We start from the raw sequence: 16,521 nt of genomic DNA on the forward strand, positions 1-16,521 counted from the left end.
GGGGCGCCCGCCAGCCATGGCGCTGGGGGCCCCTCGTGGTGGCGCTCCGGCGTCGCCTCCTCACCTCTGCCGCTCGAGACCCTCGATGGACTTTTCCGCACTCGCTCTGTCCCCACCGTTGTTGCAGGTCCTCGCGGAGCTGAAGTTCCAGACCGCCACGCCCATCCAGGCCCAGAGCATCCCCGTGCTCCTCCAGGGCCGCGATCTCGTCGGTCAGGCGAAGACGGGCAGTGGGAAGACCGCCGCCTTCGCGCTGCCGCTCCTGCAGAAGATCCAGCTCCCCCACCGGCGGCTCCAGGCACTCGTGCTCTGTCCGACGCGGGAGCTTTGCGCCCAGGTGGCCGGAGAGATCCGCCGCCTCGGCCGGAGATTGCCCGGCCTCCAGGTGCTCGTGCTCGCGGGGGGCCAGCCCATCCGGCCCCAGATCGAAGCGCTCGAGAAGGGCGTCCACCTCGCGGTGGGCACACCCGGCCGCGTGTTGGATCTCCTCCAGCGCGAGGTGCTCGACACCCGCCACCTCGCCACCGTGGTGCTCGACGAGGCCGACCGGATGCTCGACATGGGCTTTCGCGAGGACATGGAGCGCATCCTCGCCACCACCCCGAAGACGCGTCAGACCGTGCTCTTCTCGGCCACGTTCCCCGAGTCCATCGAGGCGATGAGCCGCGCCTTCCAGAAGGAGCCCTCGCGCGTCACCGTCGAGGCGGCCGACGCGGCTCCCGACATCCAGCAGCTCGCCTACCTCTGCGCGCCCGAGGAGAAGACCGCCGTGTTGTTGCGGCTGCTGCGGCACTACCAGCCCACGTCCGCCATCGTGTTCTGCAACCTCAAGGCGACGGTGGTCGAGGTGGCCCGCGCGCTGAACGAGGCCGGGGTGAGCGCGGATGGCCTCCAGGGTGACCTGGAGCAGTTCGAGCGCGATCGCGTCATGGCGAAGTTCCGCAACCACAGCACCCGGGTGCTCGTCGCCACGGACGTGGCGGGCCGGGGCATCGACGTCGAGGCGCTCGACGCCGTCTTCAACTTCGATCTGCCCTCACAGCCCGAGCCCTACGTGCACCGCATCGGCCGCACGGGACGCGCGGGACGCCAGGGCCTCGCCATTGCTCTCGTCACCCCGAAGGACGATCGCAAGGTCGAGGAGATCGAACACGCCACCAAGTCCAGGCTGGAGCAGGCGCGCGTGGACTCACTGCCCCCCGAGGATCCGGCGGGCAAGGGCGCTCTGGGCTCCGCCTGGGAGACGCTGTGCATCTCCGCCGGACGCAAGGACAAGATGCGGCCGGGAGACATCCTCGGCGCCCTGACCGGCGAGGCCGGTGGGCTCAAGGCCACGGACATCGGGAAGATCGAGATCCAGGACCGGCTGTCCTACGTCGCCGTGGCCAGGAGCGTCGCGCGCGTGGCGCTCCAGAGCCTGAGCCAGGGCCGCATCAAGGGGCGCAAGCACCACATCGAGCGGTTGCGCTGACGCCCTTCCTCCCTGTCACCGCCAGGAACGAGCCCCGGCGGTGACAGGGAAGGGGAGAGCACTTCACGCCCTCAAGGCCACCACCGTCACGCCGTCGCCGCCCTCGTGGTTCTCTCCGGGGCGGAACATGCGGATGTACGGCGAGGCCGCGAGATAGTCCCGGATGGCCTGCCGCAGCGCCCCCGTGCCATGCCCGTGGATGATGATCGCCGCTTCCTCTCCACTGCGCATGCCCCGGTCCAGGAAGGACTCCAGCTCGCCCAGCGCGTCCTCGGCCCGCATGCCCCGCACGTCGCAGCGGTAGTTCGTCGACGGCACCGCCTCGGGCGCCGCCGCCTTGGCGCGCTGCAGATGCTGCACCTGCTTGTTGCGCTCGGGGAACTTCGACTCCTTGGGCTTGCCCGCGCGCGTCCCCGACAGCTCCGTCACCGGCACGCGCATCTTCATGATGCCCGCCGCCACCAGCGCCTGATCCCCGTGCAGCTCCAGGATCTCCACGTCCTTGTTCAACCCCGAGTGCCGCGCCCACGCTCCCACGCGCAGGTCCGCCGGCGCTGGCGCCTCCACCTGGAACAGCTCCGCCCGCGCCGCCTTCGCCCGCTGGTTGGCCTCCTCCATGCGCTGCAACAGCTGCGCGCGCGCCTCGCTCGCCGCCTTCTCGTTGGACTGTGCCCGGAGCACCTTGAGCAGCTCCTGCACCTCCGCCGCCGCCTGCTCGCTCGCCGCCGCCACTTCCTCGTTGAAGCGCATCAGCCGCGCCTTGCGCTCGCGCTCGAACTGCACCTTCTGCTCCTCGAGCTCCTTGCGCAGCCGCTCGCTCTCCTCCGCCGCCACCTTGGCCCGCTCCAGCTCGTCCTGCAGCCGGCGCCGCTCCTCCTCCGCCGCCGTCAGCGCCTTGGCCAGCGCGCCGCCCGCGTTCATCGACAAGTCGCGTGCCCGCTCGCAGATGTGCGCCGGCAGGCCCATGCGCGCGGCCACCTCGATCGCCGAGGACGCACCCGCCGCGCCCAGTTGCAGCTTGTACGTGGGCGCCATGCGCTTGGAGTCGAAGCCCACACGCGCGTTGAGGAAGCGCGGATCCAGGTGCGCGAGCGCCTTGAGCTCCTCCAGGTGCGTCGTCACCAGCACCACCGCCCCCTTGCCGAGCAGCTCCTCCAGCACGGCGATGGCGATGGCCGCGCCCTCGCGCGGATCCGTGTCCGCGGCGATCTCGTCGATGAGCACGAGCGAGTTCTTCGCCACCGCCAGGGTGATGTCGCGCAGGCGCGCCACGTGCGCGCTGAACGTGGAGAGGCCCTGCGACAGGTCCTGCGCGTCGCCCACCGTGGAGTGCACCGTGTGGTACAGCGGCATCCGCGAGCCCTCGCCCGCGGGAATGGGAAGACCCGCGCGCAGCATCAACGCGCACAGGCCCACCGCCGTCAGCGTCACCGTCTTGCCGCCCGCGTTGGGGCCGGACACCACCAGCGCCCGCGCCTGACCCTTCATCTCCACGTCGTTGGGCACCACCTCGGTGTCGCGCAGCACCAGCCGCGGATGCCGCAGCCGCACCAGCGCCAGGTCCTCCACGCCCTGGAACTCCGGCGTGTAGGCGCGCAGGTCCCCCGCCAGCACCGCCGCCGCCTCCGCCTCGTCCAGCTCCGCCACCGCCGCGATCCCCTCGAGCGCCTTGTCCGCCTCGCGTCCGAGCTGGTTCGTCAGCTCCTGGAGGATGCGCCGCTCCTCCTCCGCCACCAACGACTGGGCGATCGCCAGATCGTTGCCCAGGCCCACCAGCCCCTCGGGCTCGATGAACAGCGTCTGCCCCGTCTGGCTCGCGTTGTGGACGATGCCCGGCACCTCGCCCCGGTAGTTGGAGACGACGGGCACCACGTACCGGCCATTGCGGATGGTGTAGTAGTTCTCGCGCAGCTTGGGCAGGAAGCCCTCGTCGTGGAGCATCTCCTCGAGCTGGCCCTTGATGCGCCGGTGCAGGCCCCGCACCCGGTCGCGCGCCTCGCGCAGCTCCGGACTCGCCCGGTCGGAGATCTCCCCGTCCGCCTCGAAGCTCCGGTCGATGCGCACCGCGAGCGGCTCGAGCAGCGGCAGCCTCCGCGAGATGGCCGCCAGCCGGGGCACCACGTGTTGCCGCTCCTCCAGGGCCTCGCGCGTGCGCACGAAGGCGAACAGGAGCTGCGCCGCGGCGATGAGCTGCCGGGGCTCCAGCAGGCCGTTCTTCGAGGCCAGCTCCAGCGCCCCCCTCAGGTCCGTCACCCCGCCGAGCGGCAGGGAGAACTGCTCCTGGGCCAGCCGCCGCGTCTCGGCGACGAGGGCCAGAGCCTCGGCGACCTCTTCCTCCGTCCCGAGGAACGGCCGGGCGAGCGCGCGCTCCCTCCCAGGCTCGGTCCGACAGCGGTGGGCCAGCGCACGAAGCACTTCCGCGTAGCCAAGGTCTTCTAGAGTTCTTTGAGCGATCTGCACGGTCATGGGTTTCATGCGCGGCCGGGCGGCCGTCAAGAGGAAGTGCGGTTGGACTGCGCGTGCCGCTCTGCTATCAGCCAGCCATGCTCTGGCTCCTGGTAGCGGGAACCCTCGCGGCCGCCACGGACGTCCCTATCTCCGGGGACCTGACACCCGCCCTCACCCAGGAGGCCGCCGGTGACGCCGAGGGCGCGCTCGCGGCCGTCCAGGCCATCATCCAGGCCTGGCCCAACGAGGCCCTTCCCCGCCTGGAGGCCGCCCGCCTGAGACTCAAGCTGGGAGGGGACCTGGACCAGGTGGAGAAGGACCTGGAGGTGGCCTTCGCCTCGGCGCCCAACAACCCCCGGCTGCACTTCCTGCGCGGGCTCTTGTGGGAGGAGCGCGGCCAGTTGACGCGCGCGGCCAGCGCCTACGAGCGCGCCGTCTTCCTGCGCTCCTCGTACGACGAGGCCCGCTTCCGCCTCGGCGGCGTCTGGGCCTCCCTGGGGGATTGGCTCAAGGCGGAGATGCACTACCAGCTGCTCGCCCGCACCCGCCCGGAGTGGATCCAGGTCCGCCTCCAGCTCATCCACGTCATCGAGCAGCAGGGCCGGTTGGAGCACGCCGAGAATGAGTGGCGTGAGTTGCACGCTGAACAGCCCGCCAACGTGCTCGTCGTCGAACAGTTCGCCCGGTTCTACGAGCGCACGGGCCGCCCCCGCCAGGCGGCCCAGCTCCGGGAGAAACTGGGGCCCTCCTCACCTCCCAAGAAAATGCGTCCGCTGCGCCCGTCACGTCGCTAGGAGGACAGGGCGCTCTTCCGCGATTGCGTGGATCGTGTCACTGCATACACTGCGCCCGCCTTGAAGACCGCCAACCTCGCCATCGTGTTCACCGACATCCAGGGCTTCTCCGAGCGGACCAGCCGGCAGACGCTCGAGGAGAACGAGCGGCTGCTCCGGGCGCACAGCGAGCTGCTCGTGCCCCTGTTCAAGGCGTTTGGCGGGCGCATCCTCAAGTCCATCGGGGACGCGTTCATGGTCACCTTCGTGTCCCCCACCCAGGCCGTCCTGTGCGGCATGGCCATCCAGGACCGGCTCTGGCAGTACAACCAGACGACCTCGGAGGCCGAGCGGCTCGACGTGCGCGTGGCCATCAACGTGGGCGAGGTGCGGCTGGAGGAGCAGGACGTCTTCGGCGAGCCCGTCAACATCGCCGCCCGCGTGGAGTCCATCACCGAGGCGGGCGAGGTCTTCTTCACCGAGGCCGTCTACCTCGCGATGAACAAGGCCGAGGTGCCCTCGCGCGAGGTGGGCCTCTTCGAGCTCAAGGGCATCCCCAGCAAGATTCGCGTCTTTCGCGTCCCCCGAGGGCCGTACCGCATGGGCGCCCCCGAGCAGGAGGTACCGTCCGAGCCCCAGCCGGAGCGCCCCCCGTTCGGCAACCTGGCCCTCTCGCGCGTCCCCGAATCGATGCTGGCGCCGGGCCCGGACCTCGCGACCACTGCGGCCCAGGTGGGCGAGCGCCTCGCCCAGCGCACCCGCACGGTCTTCCACGCCGTGAAGACCCACCGGCAGCGGCGCTGGCCTCCGTCTCCCCGGGCACTGAAGGTGGGCGGCGCGGCGCTGGCCCTGGTGCTGCTCGCCATCGGCGGTTTCTTCCTCCTGAGCGACTCGCCCGTCGAGGCCGCCATCAAGGCCGCCGCCAACAGGGAGTTGCCCGTCGCCGAGCGGGCCGAGTGGGGGGAAAAAGCGCGCGGGCTCATCGCCGAGGACAAGGAACTCTCCGCGGGCGAACGCAGATGGCTGCTCGGGCGGCTCGAGGAGGCGCTGCAGCGGCCCGAGCGCGCGGTGGAGCATTACCGCCTCGGGGCGAAGGCTGGCGAGGAGCGGGCCGGGACGCGGCTCATCGAGATGCTCCATCACGAGGTGTGCCCGGTACGGCTTGAGGCCGCGGAGGCGCTGGGGGAACTCCGGCTGGCGTCCGCCCGCGAGGGGCTGGAGACGCTCGCGAAGAAGGGCGGTGCCGGAGAAAAGAAGGCGGGCTTCTTCGAGCCCGGATGCAATTCGCGCGAGGCCGCGGAGCGGGCGCTGGGCCGGCTCGGCCGCTGAGAGGGAGCACGAGATGAGACGGGTGAAGACGGGACTGGATGTGTGGGTGGAGCAGGGCTTCGCGCCGCTCAAGGGCAAGCGGGTGGGCGCCATCGTCAACCCGACCAGCGTGGACTCGAACTTCCAGCACCTGGCGGACCTGCTGGCGCGCACGCCGGGCGTGCACCTGGCGGCCCTCTTCGGCCCCGAGCACGGCGTGCGCGGCGAGGCCCAGTACATGGTCGCCGTGGACGCGGACCGGGACCGGCGCACGGGCGTCCCCGTGCACAGCCTCTACGGCTCCACCTTCGAGTCGCTCTCCCCACGCCCCGAGTGGCTCGAGGGCCTGGACGCGCTCGTCTTCGACATCCAGGACGTGGGCAGCCGCTACTACACCTACGTCTACACCATGGCGCTGGCCATGAAGGCGGCGGGCGCGGCGAAGATCCCCTTCTACGTGTTGGACCGGCCCAACCCCCTCAACGGCGTCACCATCGAGGGCAACCTCGTGGGCGAGCGCTACCGCTCCTTCGTGGGGCTCTACCCCATCCCCAACCGCCACGGCATGACGGCGGGCGAGCTGGCGCGCCTCTTCAACGACGAGCAGGGTTTTGGCTGCGAGCTGACCGTGGTGCCCATGCAGGGCTGGCGCCGCGAGGACTTCTGGAGCGACACGGGGCTGCCCTTCCTGCCGCCCTCGCCCAACATGCCCACCGCCGACACGGCGCTCGTCTACCCCGGCATGTGCCAGGGCGAGGGCACCAACGTCTCCGAGGGCCGGGGCACCTGCCGCCCCTTCGAGCAGTTCGGCGCCCCGTGGGTGGACTCGGACGCCCTCATCGCCCGGCTCGAGCGCGAGCAGTTGCCCGGGGTGCGTTTCCGAGTGGTGGGATTCACCCCCACCTTCGACAAGTACCGGGGCGTGTCGTGCAACGGCGCCTTCATCCACGTGACGGACCGCACCGCCTTCCTCCCCCTGCGCACGGGCATCGCCATCTGGCAGGCGCTCCACGAGCTGGGGCAGGGCCGGGGCTTCGCCTGGCGCGAGGACGCCTACGAGTTCGTGGACGACGTGCCCGCCTTCGACTTGCTGTGTGGGACGGACCAGGTGCGCCGGGGCATCGAGGCGGGCTGGCCCCTGAATCGTTTGCTGGAAGGCTTCGACGCCCAGGCCCAGGAGTTCGCCCGGCGCAGGGAGCGTCACCTGCTGTACGCTCACGGCTCGTGAGCCAAGACGTCATCGGGATTCTCTCCGACAGCCATGGGGATCTGGCCGCCTTCGACGCGGCCTATGAGCTGTTGCGCGCCAAGGGCGCCCAGCGCTTCGTCTTTCTCGGCGGCCGCTACACCGACCTGGACGAGTGGATCCTCGATCGGCGCGAGCGCAGCCGGGGCGGGCGGGAGTACTCGGGCACGGACTTCCTCCAGGACGTGGAGCGCTGGCTGTCCGTCTCCGACAAGAAGCCCCGTCCGCGCTCGCTGTCGGTGAGCCGCGAGGAGCTCGAGAAGGAGGCGGCGGATCCCCTGCGCGTGCGCGAGAACTTCCTGCGCACCCCCGAGCGCGACTGCCTCCAGTACCGCGACCCGTCCATCCCCCGGAAGGTGCTGGACATGGTGGGCGACACGCTGTGCTGCCTCGTCTACGACAAGAACGACCTGGAGCGTGACGATCTCATCAACGCCAGCCTCTTCCTCCACGGCCGCGAGTCCGAGCCGAAGCTCGTGCAGATCGGCCCGCGCTTCTTCCTGTCGCCCGGGCGGCTCGCGGGCGCCGCGGAACAGACGTGCGCGCTGCTCGAGCGCGTGGAGCGGGATCTGCGCTTCTCCGCCTGGCGGTTGGATGGAAAGGCCGTGCTGGAGCCCCGGGTGCTGCCCCTCGAGCGGCGCACGAAGATGTCCATCAAGTGAAGCGACCCATGCGCATCGCCCTGCTCGGAGGCTCCTTCAATCCGCCCCACGTGGGGCACCTGATGGCCGCCCACTACGTCCGCGCCACCCAGGGCGTGGACGAGGTGTGGTTCATGCCGACCTTCCGCCATCCCTTTGGCAAGGCGTCCGTCGCCTTCGAGCACCGCGTGCGGATGTGTGAGCTGCTCGGGGAGGACACCTCGGGCTGGCTGAAGACGTCCCGGGTGGAGGGCGAGGTGGGCAAGGATGGGCGGACGGTGGACACGCTGGACTTCCTCCGGGCGCGCCACCCCGAGCACCACTTCTCGCTCATCATCGGCTCGGACATCCTCAAGGACCTGCCGCACTGGAAGGACTTCGAGCGCATCCAGCGGCTCGCGCGCGTGGTGGTGCTCTACCGCGCGGGCTACCCGGCCGAGGGCACCGTGGGGCCGCCGCTCGCCGAGGTCTCCTCCACGGAGATCCGCGAGCGCCTGGTCCGGGGTGAGCCTCCCGCGGAGCTCGTGCCGGCCCCGGTGCTTGCGTATGCGCGTGAGCACCACCTGTACGCCCCCTGAGCCCACGGGCCCCCCATCCCTGGTGGGCCCGGGTGGAAAACGCACTCGGGGTCTTCCCTGACCGGGACGGGGTGCACAATCTTTCGTCACGAACATGTAACGAACGCGAAACGGGCCAAGGGCTTTATGGGCCCCGCGTTCCCCTGAGCCATTCACCTGGTGCGGCGAACCGGAGGTTGCATGCTCGAGAGATTGATGCCCACAGCGGATGGGTTCCACGACGACTTCGATGCCCAGTGCGCCACGACCCTGGCCGGAGCGCGTCTGTTCCATGAGTTGTTGAGCGACTACCGCGACGTGCCCTCCCGGGTGGAGGCCCTCGAGCGGATGGAGCACCAGGGCAACTCGGTGAACCACCTCGCGCTCCAGCGGTTGCACTCGGCCTTCATCGCCCCGTTCGAGCGCACGCACATCCACGCGCTGCTGTCGCGGATCGACGAGGTGCTCGACTTCACCCTCGCGGCGGCGCTCCGGCTGCGCTTCTACGAAATCCCCGCGAGCCTGCCGGAGGCCACGCGGCTGGCGAGCCTGCTCGTGACGCTCACCGAGAAGCTGCGCGCGGTGGTGGGGACGCTGCGCTCGCTGCGCAACCCCGAGCCCATCCTCTCGGGCTGCAAGGAGCTCAAGCTGCTGGCTCGCGAGGCGAAGGACGTGCTGCGCGCCAGCAAGGGCCAGCTCTTCAAGAGCGGGATGGATCACCTCACCGTGCTCAAGTGGAAGGAGATCTACGACGCCCTCACGAGCGCGCTCTTCAAGTGCCGGGACGCCGCGGATGTCATCGAGGAGATCGTCCTGACGTACGCCTGAAGCACGGGCTCACCCGGCCAGCCGCGCCACCAGTTGCCGGCAGGAGAGGATGCCGAAGGGCAGTCCCACGCGATCGGCCATGGACAACACCCGCTTGTCCTTGCTCACCAGCCACCGGGCCCCCGCGCGGGCGGCGAGCTCGAGGAACTTCTGATCATCCCGGTCGCGGCAGCGGGGCAGGGGAGGCAGGGGCATGGACGGCTCCACCGGCACTTGCCTCACGAGGCTCCGGTAGCGCTCGAGCACCGAGCGCTGGGCGGCCTCGTCCAGATGGAAGATGGGATAGGCGAGCACGTACTTCAGCTCCCGCAGGGTGTGCTCATCCGCCCACGCGGTGACCGTGCCCGACGCCAGCGCGCGCGCGAGCGGTCCCAGGGCGGGGTCGTCGAACACCAGCAGATCCAGCACCACGTTGGTGTCGAGCACCAGGGGCAACGGGCTCATGGAGGGGTGCTCCCAAAAGCGGGGGGCCCGGCACTCCTCCGCTGGGGAGGAGCCACCGGGCCCCGGAGTCGAGCCGCGGACGGGCGGCCTACTTGACGGCCTTGTCCAGCGGCCTGGCCTCGGTGGTGGCCTGCGCCTTGGTCCAGTCGATGACGGGCGTCTGCCAGGACATGCCCGTCTCATCCGGCTCCGGGTCGAGCTTCTCGAACTCGAAGCCGTCCCCGCCGAAGTAGAGGTACTCGACGGTGGCGATCTTGTAGTCCTTCTTCGCGTCCAGCGGCTTGCCCTTGGCGTCCTTGAACTTGCCCTTGCCGGCCGCGGTGAAGCCGGAGAACACCGCCTCCGGATTGGCGAGCTGGCGCGCCAGGTCCTCGCCCTTGAGCTCCACCACCAGCAGCGAGTTCTCGAAGGGCAGCACCGAGTACACGCTGCCCTTGGTCACCTTGCCCGCGGGCAGGCCCGCGCGGAAGCCCTTGCGGTTGAGCACCACGCCGTCCGTGGAGAGCTGCTGCTGGATGGCGCCCGCCACCCAGGCCCCGAGCTGCTTGGAGTCCGCGGGCAGCGCCTTCTTCACGAAGCCGATCTCCTCGCCGAGCACCTTGTCCAGGCGCTGCTGGAAGTCGGCGAGCTGCTGGGTGATGTCCGCGTTGGCCGCCGGCGCGCCCTCGCCGCCCGTCACGTCCACGAGCGTGGCGTCCACCGCCGTCACCTGCTCGCCCTCGGGCTTGGAGGGATCGAAGGTGTAGGAGGCGCGCAGGTACTTGCCGAAGCCCTTGCCGAGCGACACGTACGTGGTGTCGCCATCCTTGCTCGTCTCCGTGGGCTGCGGGCAGCGCCCGCCCGCCACCAGCGACACCTTCCAGTCCTTGTGCGCGCCCACCACGGCCTTCAGGTCGCTCGGGCACTCGTCCGCGAGCACCACCACGGTGTCCGCTCCGGCCTTCTGCGCCTCGGCCACCGCCTGCGTCAGCGCCTGCTCGTCGGGGATGATCTCCAGGCCCTCGGCGCGGCCGGCCATGGCCGTGGACACCGTCTTGGGCGAGGTGAGGCCCACCACGCCCACCTTCAGGCCCTGGCGCTCGAACACCTTGAAGCCCGGCAGCTCCCAGCCCTTGGCCAGCGCCGCGTCCTTCACCTTCAGGTTGGCGGCGAGGAAGGGGAAGCCCCCGAGCTGCTGGTTCTTCTGGAACTGCTCCCGGCCGAAGTCCAGCTCGTGGTTGCCCAGCGCGGACGCGGCATAGCCCATGCGGCCCATCACCGTGGCGGTGGACTCGCCATAGAGGAAGGAGGAGAGGGCGGGGCCATTCCAGGCGTCGCCGATGGTCAGCGCCAGCGTGGACGCGTTCTCACAGGAGGCCTGACCCTCCTTGAGCGGGCCGGGACAGTGCTTCTCCTTGGCCTCCCACCAGCCGAGCAGCTGCGCCGCGCCCGGAGGCGTCGTGCCCTCCTCGGTGGGCGCGGGAGCGAGCTGACCGTTGACGCTGCCGGTGACGAGCACCGTCACCGTCGTGGGCTGGGGCGCGGGGGCGGGCGCCGGAGCCGAGGGAGCCGGGGCCGGGGCGGGCTCCGGGTTGGACTTCTTGTCGTCGCAGCCGGTGAGCGCGCCCACGAGAGAGAGGGCCAGGACACCGGAAGCACGGCGCCACGGCTTCATCGCGCGAAACACCGGCTTGGAATCGAACTCTGGAGGCATGCGGTCTCCGAAGGGGTTGACGCTGCGATCGGGCGAATAGCACACCTCCCGCCCTGGAGCCTCAGAAAGGGGGCCTCCCTGGCGCCCGGACGCCACGTGCTATCGTCATCCTGTGCACGGCCATCATCAGAAGGCTCCTGCTTCACCGGCTCGGGGCGGACCGGAGCAGGGCTCCTCCCACGAACAGACCCTGTGGAGTGTGTGGGACAACGTAAGACGCCACGCGGAACACCTGCCGTGGCAGGCGGCTGCTCCGCCCGTGAGTCGTTGGGGCCAATTCGTTCAGGGGTTTTGTCTGCCTTTCCAGTTGGTCAGGGTTCTCCTGGCGGATCCGGGGACGCGGCGGCGCTACCTGACGGTGGGCATCACCCAGGCGGCCGTCGTCGTCGCGCTGGTGGTGATGTCCCGGGAGTGGAAGGACGACGTCGCGCGCGAGGTGGGCAAGCGCACGGGAGTGGAGCTGTGGCTGGTGTACTCGGCGGCGATCCTGTCCTCGCTGCAGCTCTTCCAGTGGATCGTCATCGCCCTGTCGCGCGACCACCACACGGAGCTCTCGCGCGAGGCGAGCGTGCGCACGGGGCTCGAGCCGGAGGATGAGCCGCTCAGGCCCCAGGTCCGGCTCAACATGCCCTGGCTGATCAAGAAGCTGAAGCAGCACTGGCGGGCGCTGTGGCTGTTCGCCTGGGGCGTGCCCGTGCTCTGGGTGGCCAATCGGCTCGGCCGCCTGGCGTACGGAAACGTGCTGGGGGATACGGGCTTGATGCCGCTGCTGGTCTCGCTGTGGGGCGGGTGGTGGTTCGTGGTCTTCACCGCCGGCAAGAGCGCGCGGGCCTGGACCCAGGAGCACGCGCGCGCGCCCTGGTTCCTGCGCGCCTGGAACTGGCTCGGCTCGCGCGTTCCGCTGCTGGGGGCCTATGGCGCGCGCTGGGCACGCGTCACCCACCCGGTGTTCTCTCCCGCGGCGTGCGTGGAGCAACGGCCCTGGGGGTTGATGGGGCTCGCGCTGGCGCGGGCCGTGTCGAAGCTGCCGCTGGTGCGGTGCTTCCTGCGCCCCACCATTCCCGTGGCCGCCGCGCACCTGCTCGCGGCGGAGGGTCATCCCGTGCGAAGTGCTAACCCGCCTGCTTCCGCTCTGGCGGCGGTGGGGGCTCTTCCGCTGGACGCGGCCCCATCGTCACCACCTCTCCCGGCTGCCGGGGCTCGGCCGCCTGGATGACGGCGCGCAGCTGCTGGCTCACCGCGCGGAAGAAGCCCGTGAGCAGCTCCGGCCGGTCCGCCAGCAGATCGAGGAAGTCGCGCCGGTCGATGACGAGCGCCCGCGTGTCCTCCATCGCGACGGCGTCGGTGGGGCGGGGTGCGCCGTCCAGCAGGCTCATGTCGCCAAAGGTCTCCTTGGCGCGAATGCGCATCACGTGCTCGCCGTTGCTCACGGCGTCCACGGAGCCCTCGATGATGACGTAGAGCGCGTCGCCGGGATCTCCCTCGCTGTAGACGCGCTCACCCGCGCGGAAGCGCGTCTCGCGGGCGATGGCCGCCACCGCCGCCACGTCATCCACGTCGTTCTGCGAGAAGACGTGCACCCCTTCCAGCAGGAAGAGCTTCTGCACCGTTGCCTGACTCATGTCCGACTCCTGGGCCGCTGGCAGATCCAAGCCGATCCGGCCCGCCACCTGGCGCGCGCACGCGCGCAGCACCACGTCCTCGCTCCGGCACAACCACGCGAGGTGTGCCTCCAACTGTCCCGTCTCGCCTGGCGGCAGCTCCCGGTGGTGCGTCTCCACCTGCTCGCGCACGAGTGAGCGGTCATCATCGTCCGTGAGCGCCTCGAGCAGCTCCAGCGCGTAGGCCCGGCGCCGCGCGTCCTGTCCCGCCACGTGCTGGTGCACGCGCCGCATCACCTGGGGCGGGTGCAACAGGCCGAGCAGGAAGAAGGACAGCTCCAGCGCCTGATCCAACCGGTCACACATCACGCGCGTGAGCAGCGCCTGATCTCCCAGCTCCGCGCGCACGTCGCGGTAGGGCCCCACCATCGCCCGGTACACGTCGCGCCGGCGGATGAGCGCCTCGCGCACGCGATCCAGATCCACCGGGTGCTCGGGGTGCTCGTCGCGCAGACGCGACAGCTCCGCGCCGATGCGGAAGTGCAGGCGGGCGTCATCGCGCACGTTGGAGAAGAGCAGCGCGTGCAGCGCCGCCGGCGTGCCGATGAGGCGCAGCACGCGGGGCACCTGCAGCCGCATGGCCAGCGGCGCCGAGAGATCGTTGAGCGTCGTCTCCAACAGGGGCGTCACCGCGTCGCCCAGCGCGGCGAGCGCCTCGCGCGCCTCGCGCCGCTCCTCGCGCCAGGTGAGGAAGGTGAGCAACCGGGGCGCCAGCTTCACGTAGCCGCCCTGGCCCACGGAGCGCACCGCCACGCGCCGCACGGAGCTGTCCGGATCGCCCAGGAAGGGCGTGAGCATGGGCAGATAGGTGGTGTCCCGCAGCCGGCCGAAGAGCCCCGCCACCTCGCGCCGGTCCGCCACCGGGGCCTGCGAGCCCCGCGCCGCCAGCGCGCCCAGGGACACGCGCGCCGCCGCGTTCCACCGGGTGCTCAAGAGCGCGCCGATCGCCGCGCAGCGCAGCCCCACGTCCGGGCTCTGCAGCAGCGGAGGCAGCAGCACCTCGGCCCGCTCCGGCGCGAGCTTGGAGAGCACCCACACCGCGCTGTCGCGGGGCCGGCGCGCGCCCTGCGTCACCAGTTGCTCCAAGAGGGGCGCCGTCTCCGTGGCGCCCAGCTCCAGGGCGAGCTCCACGGCGCGCTCCTGCACCCGCTCGTGCGAGTGGCGCAGCAGCTCCGGCAGGTGCGGCCGCAGGGGCAGCCCCTCCTGGGCCAGCAGCTCCACCGAGTTGAGCACCCGCTCCGGCGCGCTCGAGGCGAGCGCCTCCACCAGCAGCCGGCGATCCTCGCGGCCCAGCGCCTCGTCCTCCTCGGAGGAGGCACCCACCTGCTCGCCCAGCGCCTCCACGTACGCGGGCCGCAGGCGCATGAGCAGCACGCCGAGCAGGCCGCACAGGGCCACCACGGCGAGCGCCATGGAGACGCCGTCGGCCGCGCGGCCCGCGCCGATGAGCAGCACGCCCGCGAGCACCGTGCCGCCCTTGCGCAACAGCCCCTCCACCGCGGCGCGCAGGGACTCGCGCTCGCTGTCGGGTACCGCCGCGTAGAGCAGCTGCACGCCCACCGGCAGCAGCGAGTAGTTGACGGCGTTCTCCAGCAGCCGCAACAGGTGCACCGGCCAGAGCTGCTGCGTCACCAGCGAGGCCACCGCCAGGGGCGCCATGATGCCCGGCAGCAGCGCCAGGTAGGCCATCAGCCCCAGCCGCTTGAGCAGCCGCTCGGCCAGCACGAGCTGGAAGACGACGCACACCAGGCCAATCCACAGCTGCAGCGAGCCGAAGAGCGCCGCCAGCCCGTCCTCGCTCAGCGTGTGCTCCACGCGCAGGCGGAAGAGGTAGTCGACGAAGGCGGAGAGCAGCGCGAAGCTCACCCCCAGGGCCGCCAGCACCCGGGCGTAGCTGCTGGTGGCCAGGTACTCCCACGCCGCCACGGGCGGGGCGAGGTGGCGCGAGCGCGCCGGGGCGGGTGCCTCGTCCGGCTGGAAGTGGAAGGCCAGGCCCGCGATGAGCAGCGACAGCGCTCCGCCCACCACGATGGCCACGGTGCCCAGCCGCTCGGCGAGCCCCTGTACCAGCAGGCCTCCAATCATGCCTCCGGCCATGCCCACCCCGTTGAGCGCGGTGAAGGCCCGCCGCGCCTCGCGCGCGTCGAAGGCCGCCGCCATCTGCCCCCAGAAGCGCAGGGAGATGAAGGTCGTGAACACATCCACGAAGAGGTAGAGCACCAGCGCCGGCAGCCGGTGGCCGAGCGACACCCCCACCGCGAGCGCCCCCACCACCAGCGCCCCCAGGCCCATCAGCAGCCGCAGCGACGCGGCCGGCTCCCCGGGCTTGGGCCGCGGCAGGAGCGCGATCGTCGCCACCAGCAGCGCGCCCACCAGGTACAGGTAGGGCAGCACGTGCGACTCGAAGCGCGACAACACGAGGGCGTTCACAGCCGTCTTCAGCTGCGTCACACCGGCGATGAGGGCGAACTGGAAGGTCGCCGCGGGCCACAGACGCTGGCCCCAGGACTGCGGCTCTGGAGATGCCACGGGTCGGGGATTCTAACCGTCCAATACCGGAATTTCCAGAAGCCAGCACCTGGGGGCGAGGTGATCGCAAGGGGAGCGGCCGAGCGTCGAGGCCCCCGGGGACGCACCGCCATTGATGACCAGCGAGCACGAGGTGGGTCGCCGGTTGCTGGAGCCCCCCCGCTCGATTGAGTATGGAGCGCAGTGGTTCTACGCTGGGGGATACATGATCGCCGCAGTCCTGCTCGCCCTCGTCTGTTCGACTCCCGAGGCCTCCGGCGGCACCCTGCCGCCCGAAGCCCTGGGGGCTCCCCCCCAAACCAACGCCCTGCCCACCGCCTGGGCCTGCACCGTGGACACGCTGCGCGCGGGCCGCGAATGCATCTTCGAGTCCGAGGTGTCCTCCTCCTCCAACGTGAAGGAGCAGGCGTCGGGCAACGTGCGCACGCTCACGGACATCGGCCATGCGCTGTGCACCCAGGCGGCCCGGCCGTCCTCGGGGCTCGCGCCGGACAAGGAACTGGTGGCGCAGTGCGAGCGCCGCTACTCCGAGGCCGCCCAGGACTTCTGTGGCCTGGAGGGCAAGAGGCCCGTCATCGACGCCAAGGGCCGCTTCGCCCCGGAGGCGCGCGCCTGCTACCGCCAGTTGTCGCTGGTGCTCCAGGACATCTCCACCATGGCCACGGTGGCCAGCGCCTGCTGCCAGTGCGCCCAGAAGCGGGGCTGCCCCGGGGCGGGTGAGACCTGCCATGAGAACGTGTCCCAGCAGAAGCTGGGCGCCACCGCGCTCGCGTGCCTGTCCAACCAGTGCGGCTCGGCGTGTGAGCTGATGATGCCGGCGGGCCCCTCCTCGAGCGAGGAGCGCCGGCCCACGGAACAGGCCCGGCGGCCCTCCCGGACCCAGGGCTCGCTGTAGGTTGGCAACCGGTTTCAACGGAGCAAG

13 protein-coding genes are annotated in these 16,521 nt (G+C 70.9%); 9 read left to right on the forward strand and 4 right to left on the reverse strand.

Going from position 1 to position 16,521, the window contains the following annotated elements; genetic code table 11:
* Window positions 1–85 precede the first annotated feature (85 nt).
* On the forward strand, window positions 86–1,471 hold the full coding sequence (gene dbpA / locus F0U63_RS18310; RefSeq protein ID WP_395847209.1) for an ATP-dependent RNA helicase DbpA: 1,386 nt from the start codon (window positions 86–88) through the stop codon (window positions 1,469–1,471).
* A gap of 63 nt (window positions 1,472–1,534) precedes the next feature.
* Here dbpA and F0U63_RS18315 read toward each other — a convergent pair whose 3' ends face one another.
* Complete coding sequence (locus F0U63_RS18315; protein ID WP_395847210.1) at window positions 1,535–3,937, reverse strand: endonuclease MutS2; 2,403 nt, start codon at window positions 3,935–3,937, stop codon at window positions 1,535–1,537.
* 77 nt (window positions 3,938–4,014) lie between these two features.
* On the opposite strand from F0U63_RS18315, the gene F0U63_RS18320 reads away from it, so the two are divergent.
* The 6 genes from F0U63_RS18320 (at window position 4,015) to F0U63_RS18345 (ending at window position 9,272) form a co-directional block, all read left to right on the forward strand.
* Window positions 4,015–4,713: a hypothetical protein gene (locus tag F0U63_RS18320; RefSeq protein ID WP_395847211.1), complete on the forward strand. Its 699-nt coding sequence runs from the start codon at window positions 4,015–4,017 to the stop codon at window positions 4,711–4,713.
* Between the two features lie 60 nt (window positions 4,714–4,773).
* Entirely contained in the window at window positions 4,774–6,021 is a 1,248-nt protein-coding gene (locus F0U63_RS18325) for an adenylate/guanylate cyclase domain-containing protein (protein WP_395847212.1), read from the forward strand.
* A gap of 13 nt (window positions 6,022–6,034) precedes the next feature.
* On the forward strand, window positions 6,035–7,228 hold the full coding sequence (locus tag F0U63_RS18330) for an exo-beta-N-acetylmuramidase NamZ domain-containing protein (protein WP_395847213.1): 1,194 nt from the start codon (window positions 6,035–6,037) through the stop codon (window positions 7,226–7,228).
* Window positions 7,225–7,908, forward strand: coding sequence for a hypothetical protein (locus F0U63_RS18335; protein ID WP_395847214.1), 684 nt, complete (start codon window positions 7,225–7,227; stop codon window positions 7,906–7,908). The genes F0U63_RS18330 and F0U63_RS18335 overlap by 4 nt, the downstream gene beginning before the upstream one ends.
* 8 nt (window positions 7,909–7,916) lie before the next feature.
* Window positions 7,917–8,465: a nicotinate (nicotinamide) nucleotide adenylyltransferase gene (gene nadD, locus F0U63_RS18340; protein ID WP_395848383.1), complete on the forward strand. Its 549-nt coding sequence runs from the start codon at window positions 7,917–7,919 to the stop codon at window positions 8,463–8,465.
* 180 nt (window positions 8,466–8,645) lie between these two features.
* Window positions 8,646–9,272, forward strand: a complete 627-nt coding sequence (locus F0U63_RS18345; RefSeq protein ID WP_395847215.1) for a DUF47 domain-containing protein — start codon at window positions 8,646–8,648, stop codon at window positions 9,270–9,272.
* A gap of 9 nt (window positions 9,273–9,281) precedes the next feature.
* Here the strand turns inward: F0U63_RS18345 and F0U63_RS18350 are convergent, their stop codons facing one another.
* Both F0U63_RS18350 and F0U63_RS18355 read right to left on the reverse strand, forming a co-directional pair.
* A complete protein-coding gene (locus F0U63_RS18350) occupies window positions 9,282–9,716 on the reverse strand; it encodes a putative toxin-antitoxin system toxin component, PIN family (RefSeq protein ID WP_395847216.1) in 435 nt (144 codons plus the stop codon).
* Between the two features lie 88 nt (window positions 9,717–9,804).
* Window positions 9,805–11,409 carry a bifunctional metallophosphatase/5'-nucleotidase gene (locus F0U63_RS18355; RefSeq protein ID WP_395847217.1) on the reverse strand — a complete coding sequence of 535 codons (1,605 nt, stop codon included), beginning with the start codon at window positions 11,407–11,409 and terminating at the stop codon, window positions 9,805–9,807.
* A gap of 307 nt (window positions 11,410–11,716) precedes the next feature.
* On the opposite strand from F0U63_RS18355, the gene F0U63_RS18360 reads away from it, so the two are divergent.
* Window positions 11,717–12,625 carry a hypothetical protein gene (locus F0U63_RS18360; protein WP_395847218.1) on the forward strand — a complete coding sequence of 303 codons (909 nt, stop codon included), beginning with the start codon at window positions 11,717–11,719 and terminating at the stop codon, window positions 12,623–12,625.
* On the opposite strand, the gene F0U63_RS18365 is transcribed toward F0U63_RS18360, so the two are convergent.
* Window positions 12,522–15,599 (reverse strand): cyclic nucleotide-binding domain-containing protein, encoded by a 3,078-nt coding sequence (locus tag F0U63_RS18365; RefSeq protein WP_395847219.1) that lies wholly within the window; start codon window positions 15,597–15,599, stop codon window positions 12,522–12,524. The genes F0U63_RS18360 and F0U63_RS18365 overlap by 104 nt on opposite strands.
* Before the next feature lie 205 nt (window positions 15,600–15,804).
* Between F0U63_RS18365 and F0U63_RS18370 the strand changes: the two genes are divergently transcribed.
* Window positions 15,805–16,494, forward strand: a complete 690-nt coding sequence (locus F0U63_RS18370) for a hypothetical protein (protein WP_395847220.1) — start codon at window positions 15,805–15,807, stop codon at window positions 16,492–16,494.
* Window positions 16,495–16,521 lie beyond the last annotated feature (27 nt).

Source organism: Cystobacter fuscus (assembly GCF_044360685.1).
GTDB classification, from domain to species: domain Bacteria; phylum Myxococcota; class Myxococcia; order Myxococcales; family Myxococcaceae; genus Cystobacter; species Cystobacter fuscus_C.

Excerpts from the sequence above, each read along its gene's own strand:
- dbpA (WP_395847209.1), top strand. The coding sequence starts at position 86 with ATGGACTTTTCCGCACTCGCTCTGTCCCCACCGTTGTTGCAGGTCCTC.
- F0U63_RS18315 (WP_395847210.1), bottom strand. The coding sequence starts at position 3,937 with ATGACCGTGCAGATCGCTCAAAGAACTCTAGAAGACCTTGGCTACGCG.
- F0U63_RS18320 (WP_395847211.1), top strand. The coding sequence starts at position 4,015 with ATGCTCTGGCTCCTGGTAGCGGGAACCCTCGCGGCCGCCACGGACGTC.
- F0U63_RS18330 (WP_395847213.1), top strand. The coding sequence starts at position 6,035 with ATGAGACGGGTGAAGACGGGACTGGATGTGTGGGTGGAGCAGGGCTTC.
- nadD (WP_395848383.1), top strand. The coding sequence starts at position 7,917 with ATGCGCATCGCCCTGCTCGGAGGCTCCTTCAATCCGCCCCACGTGGGG.
- F0U63_RS18345 (WP_395847215.1), top strand. The coding sequence starts at position 8,646 with ATGCTCGAGAGATTGATGCCCACAGCGGATGGGTTCCACGACGACTTC.
- F0U63_RS18350 (WP_395847216.1), bottom strand. The coding sequence starts at position 9,716 with ATGAGCCCGTTGCCCCTGGTGCTCGACACCAACGTGGTGCTGGATCTG.
- F0U63_RS18355 (WP_395847217.1), bottom strand. The coding sequence starts at position 11,409 with ATGCCTCCAGAGTTCGATTCCAAGCCGGTGTTTCGCGCGATGAAGCCG.
- F0U63_RS18370 (WP_395847220.1), top strand. The coding sequence starts at position 15,805 with ATGATCGCCGCAGTCCTGCTCGCCCTCGTCTGTTCGACTCCCGAGGCC.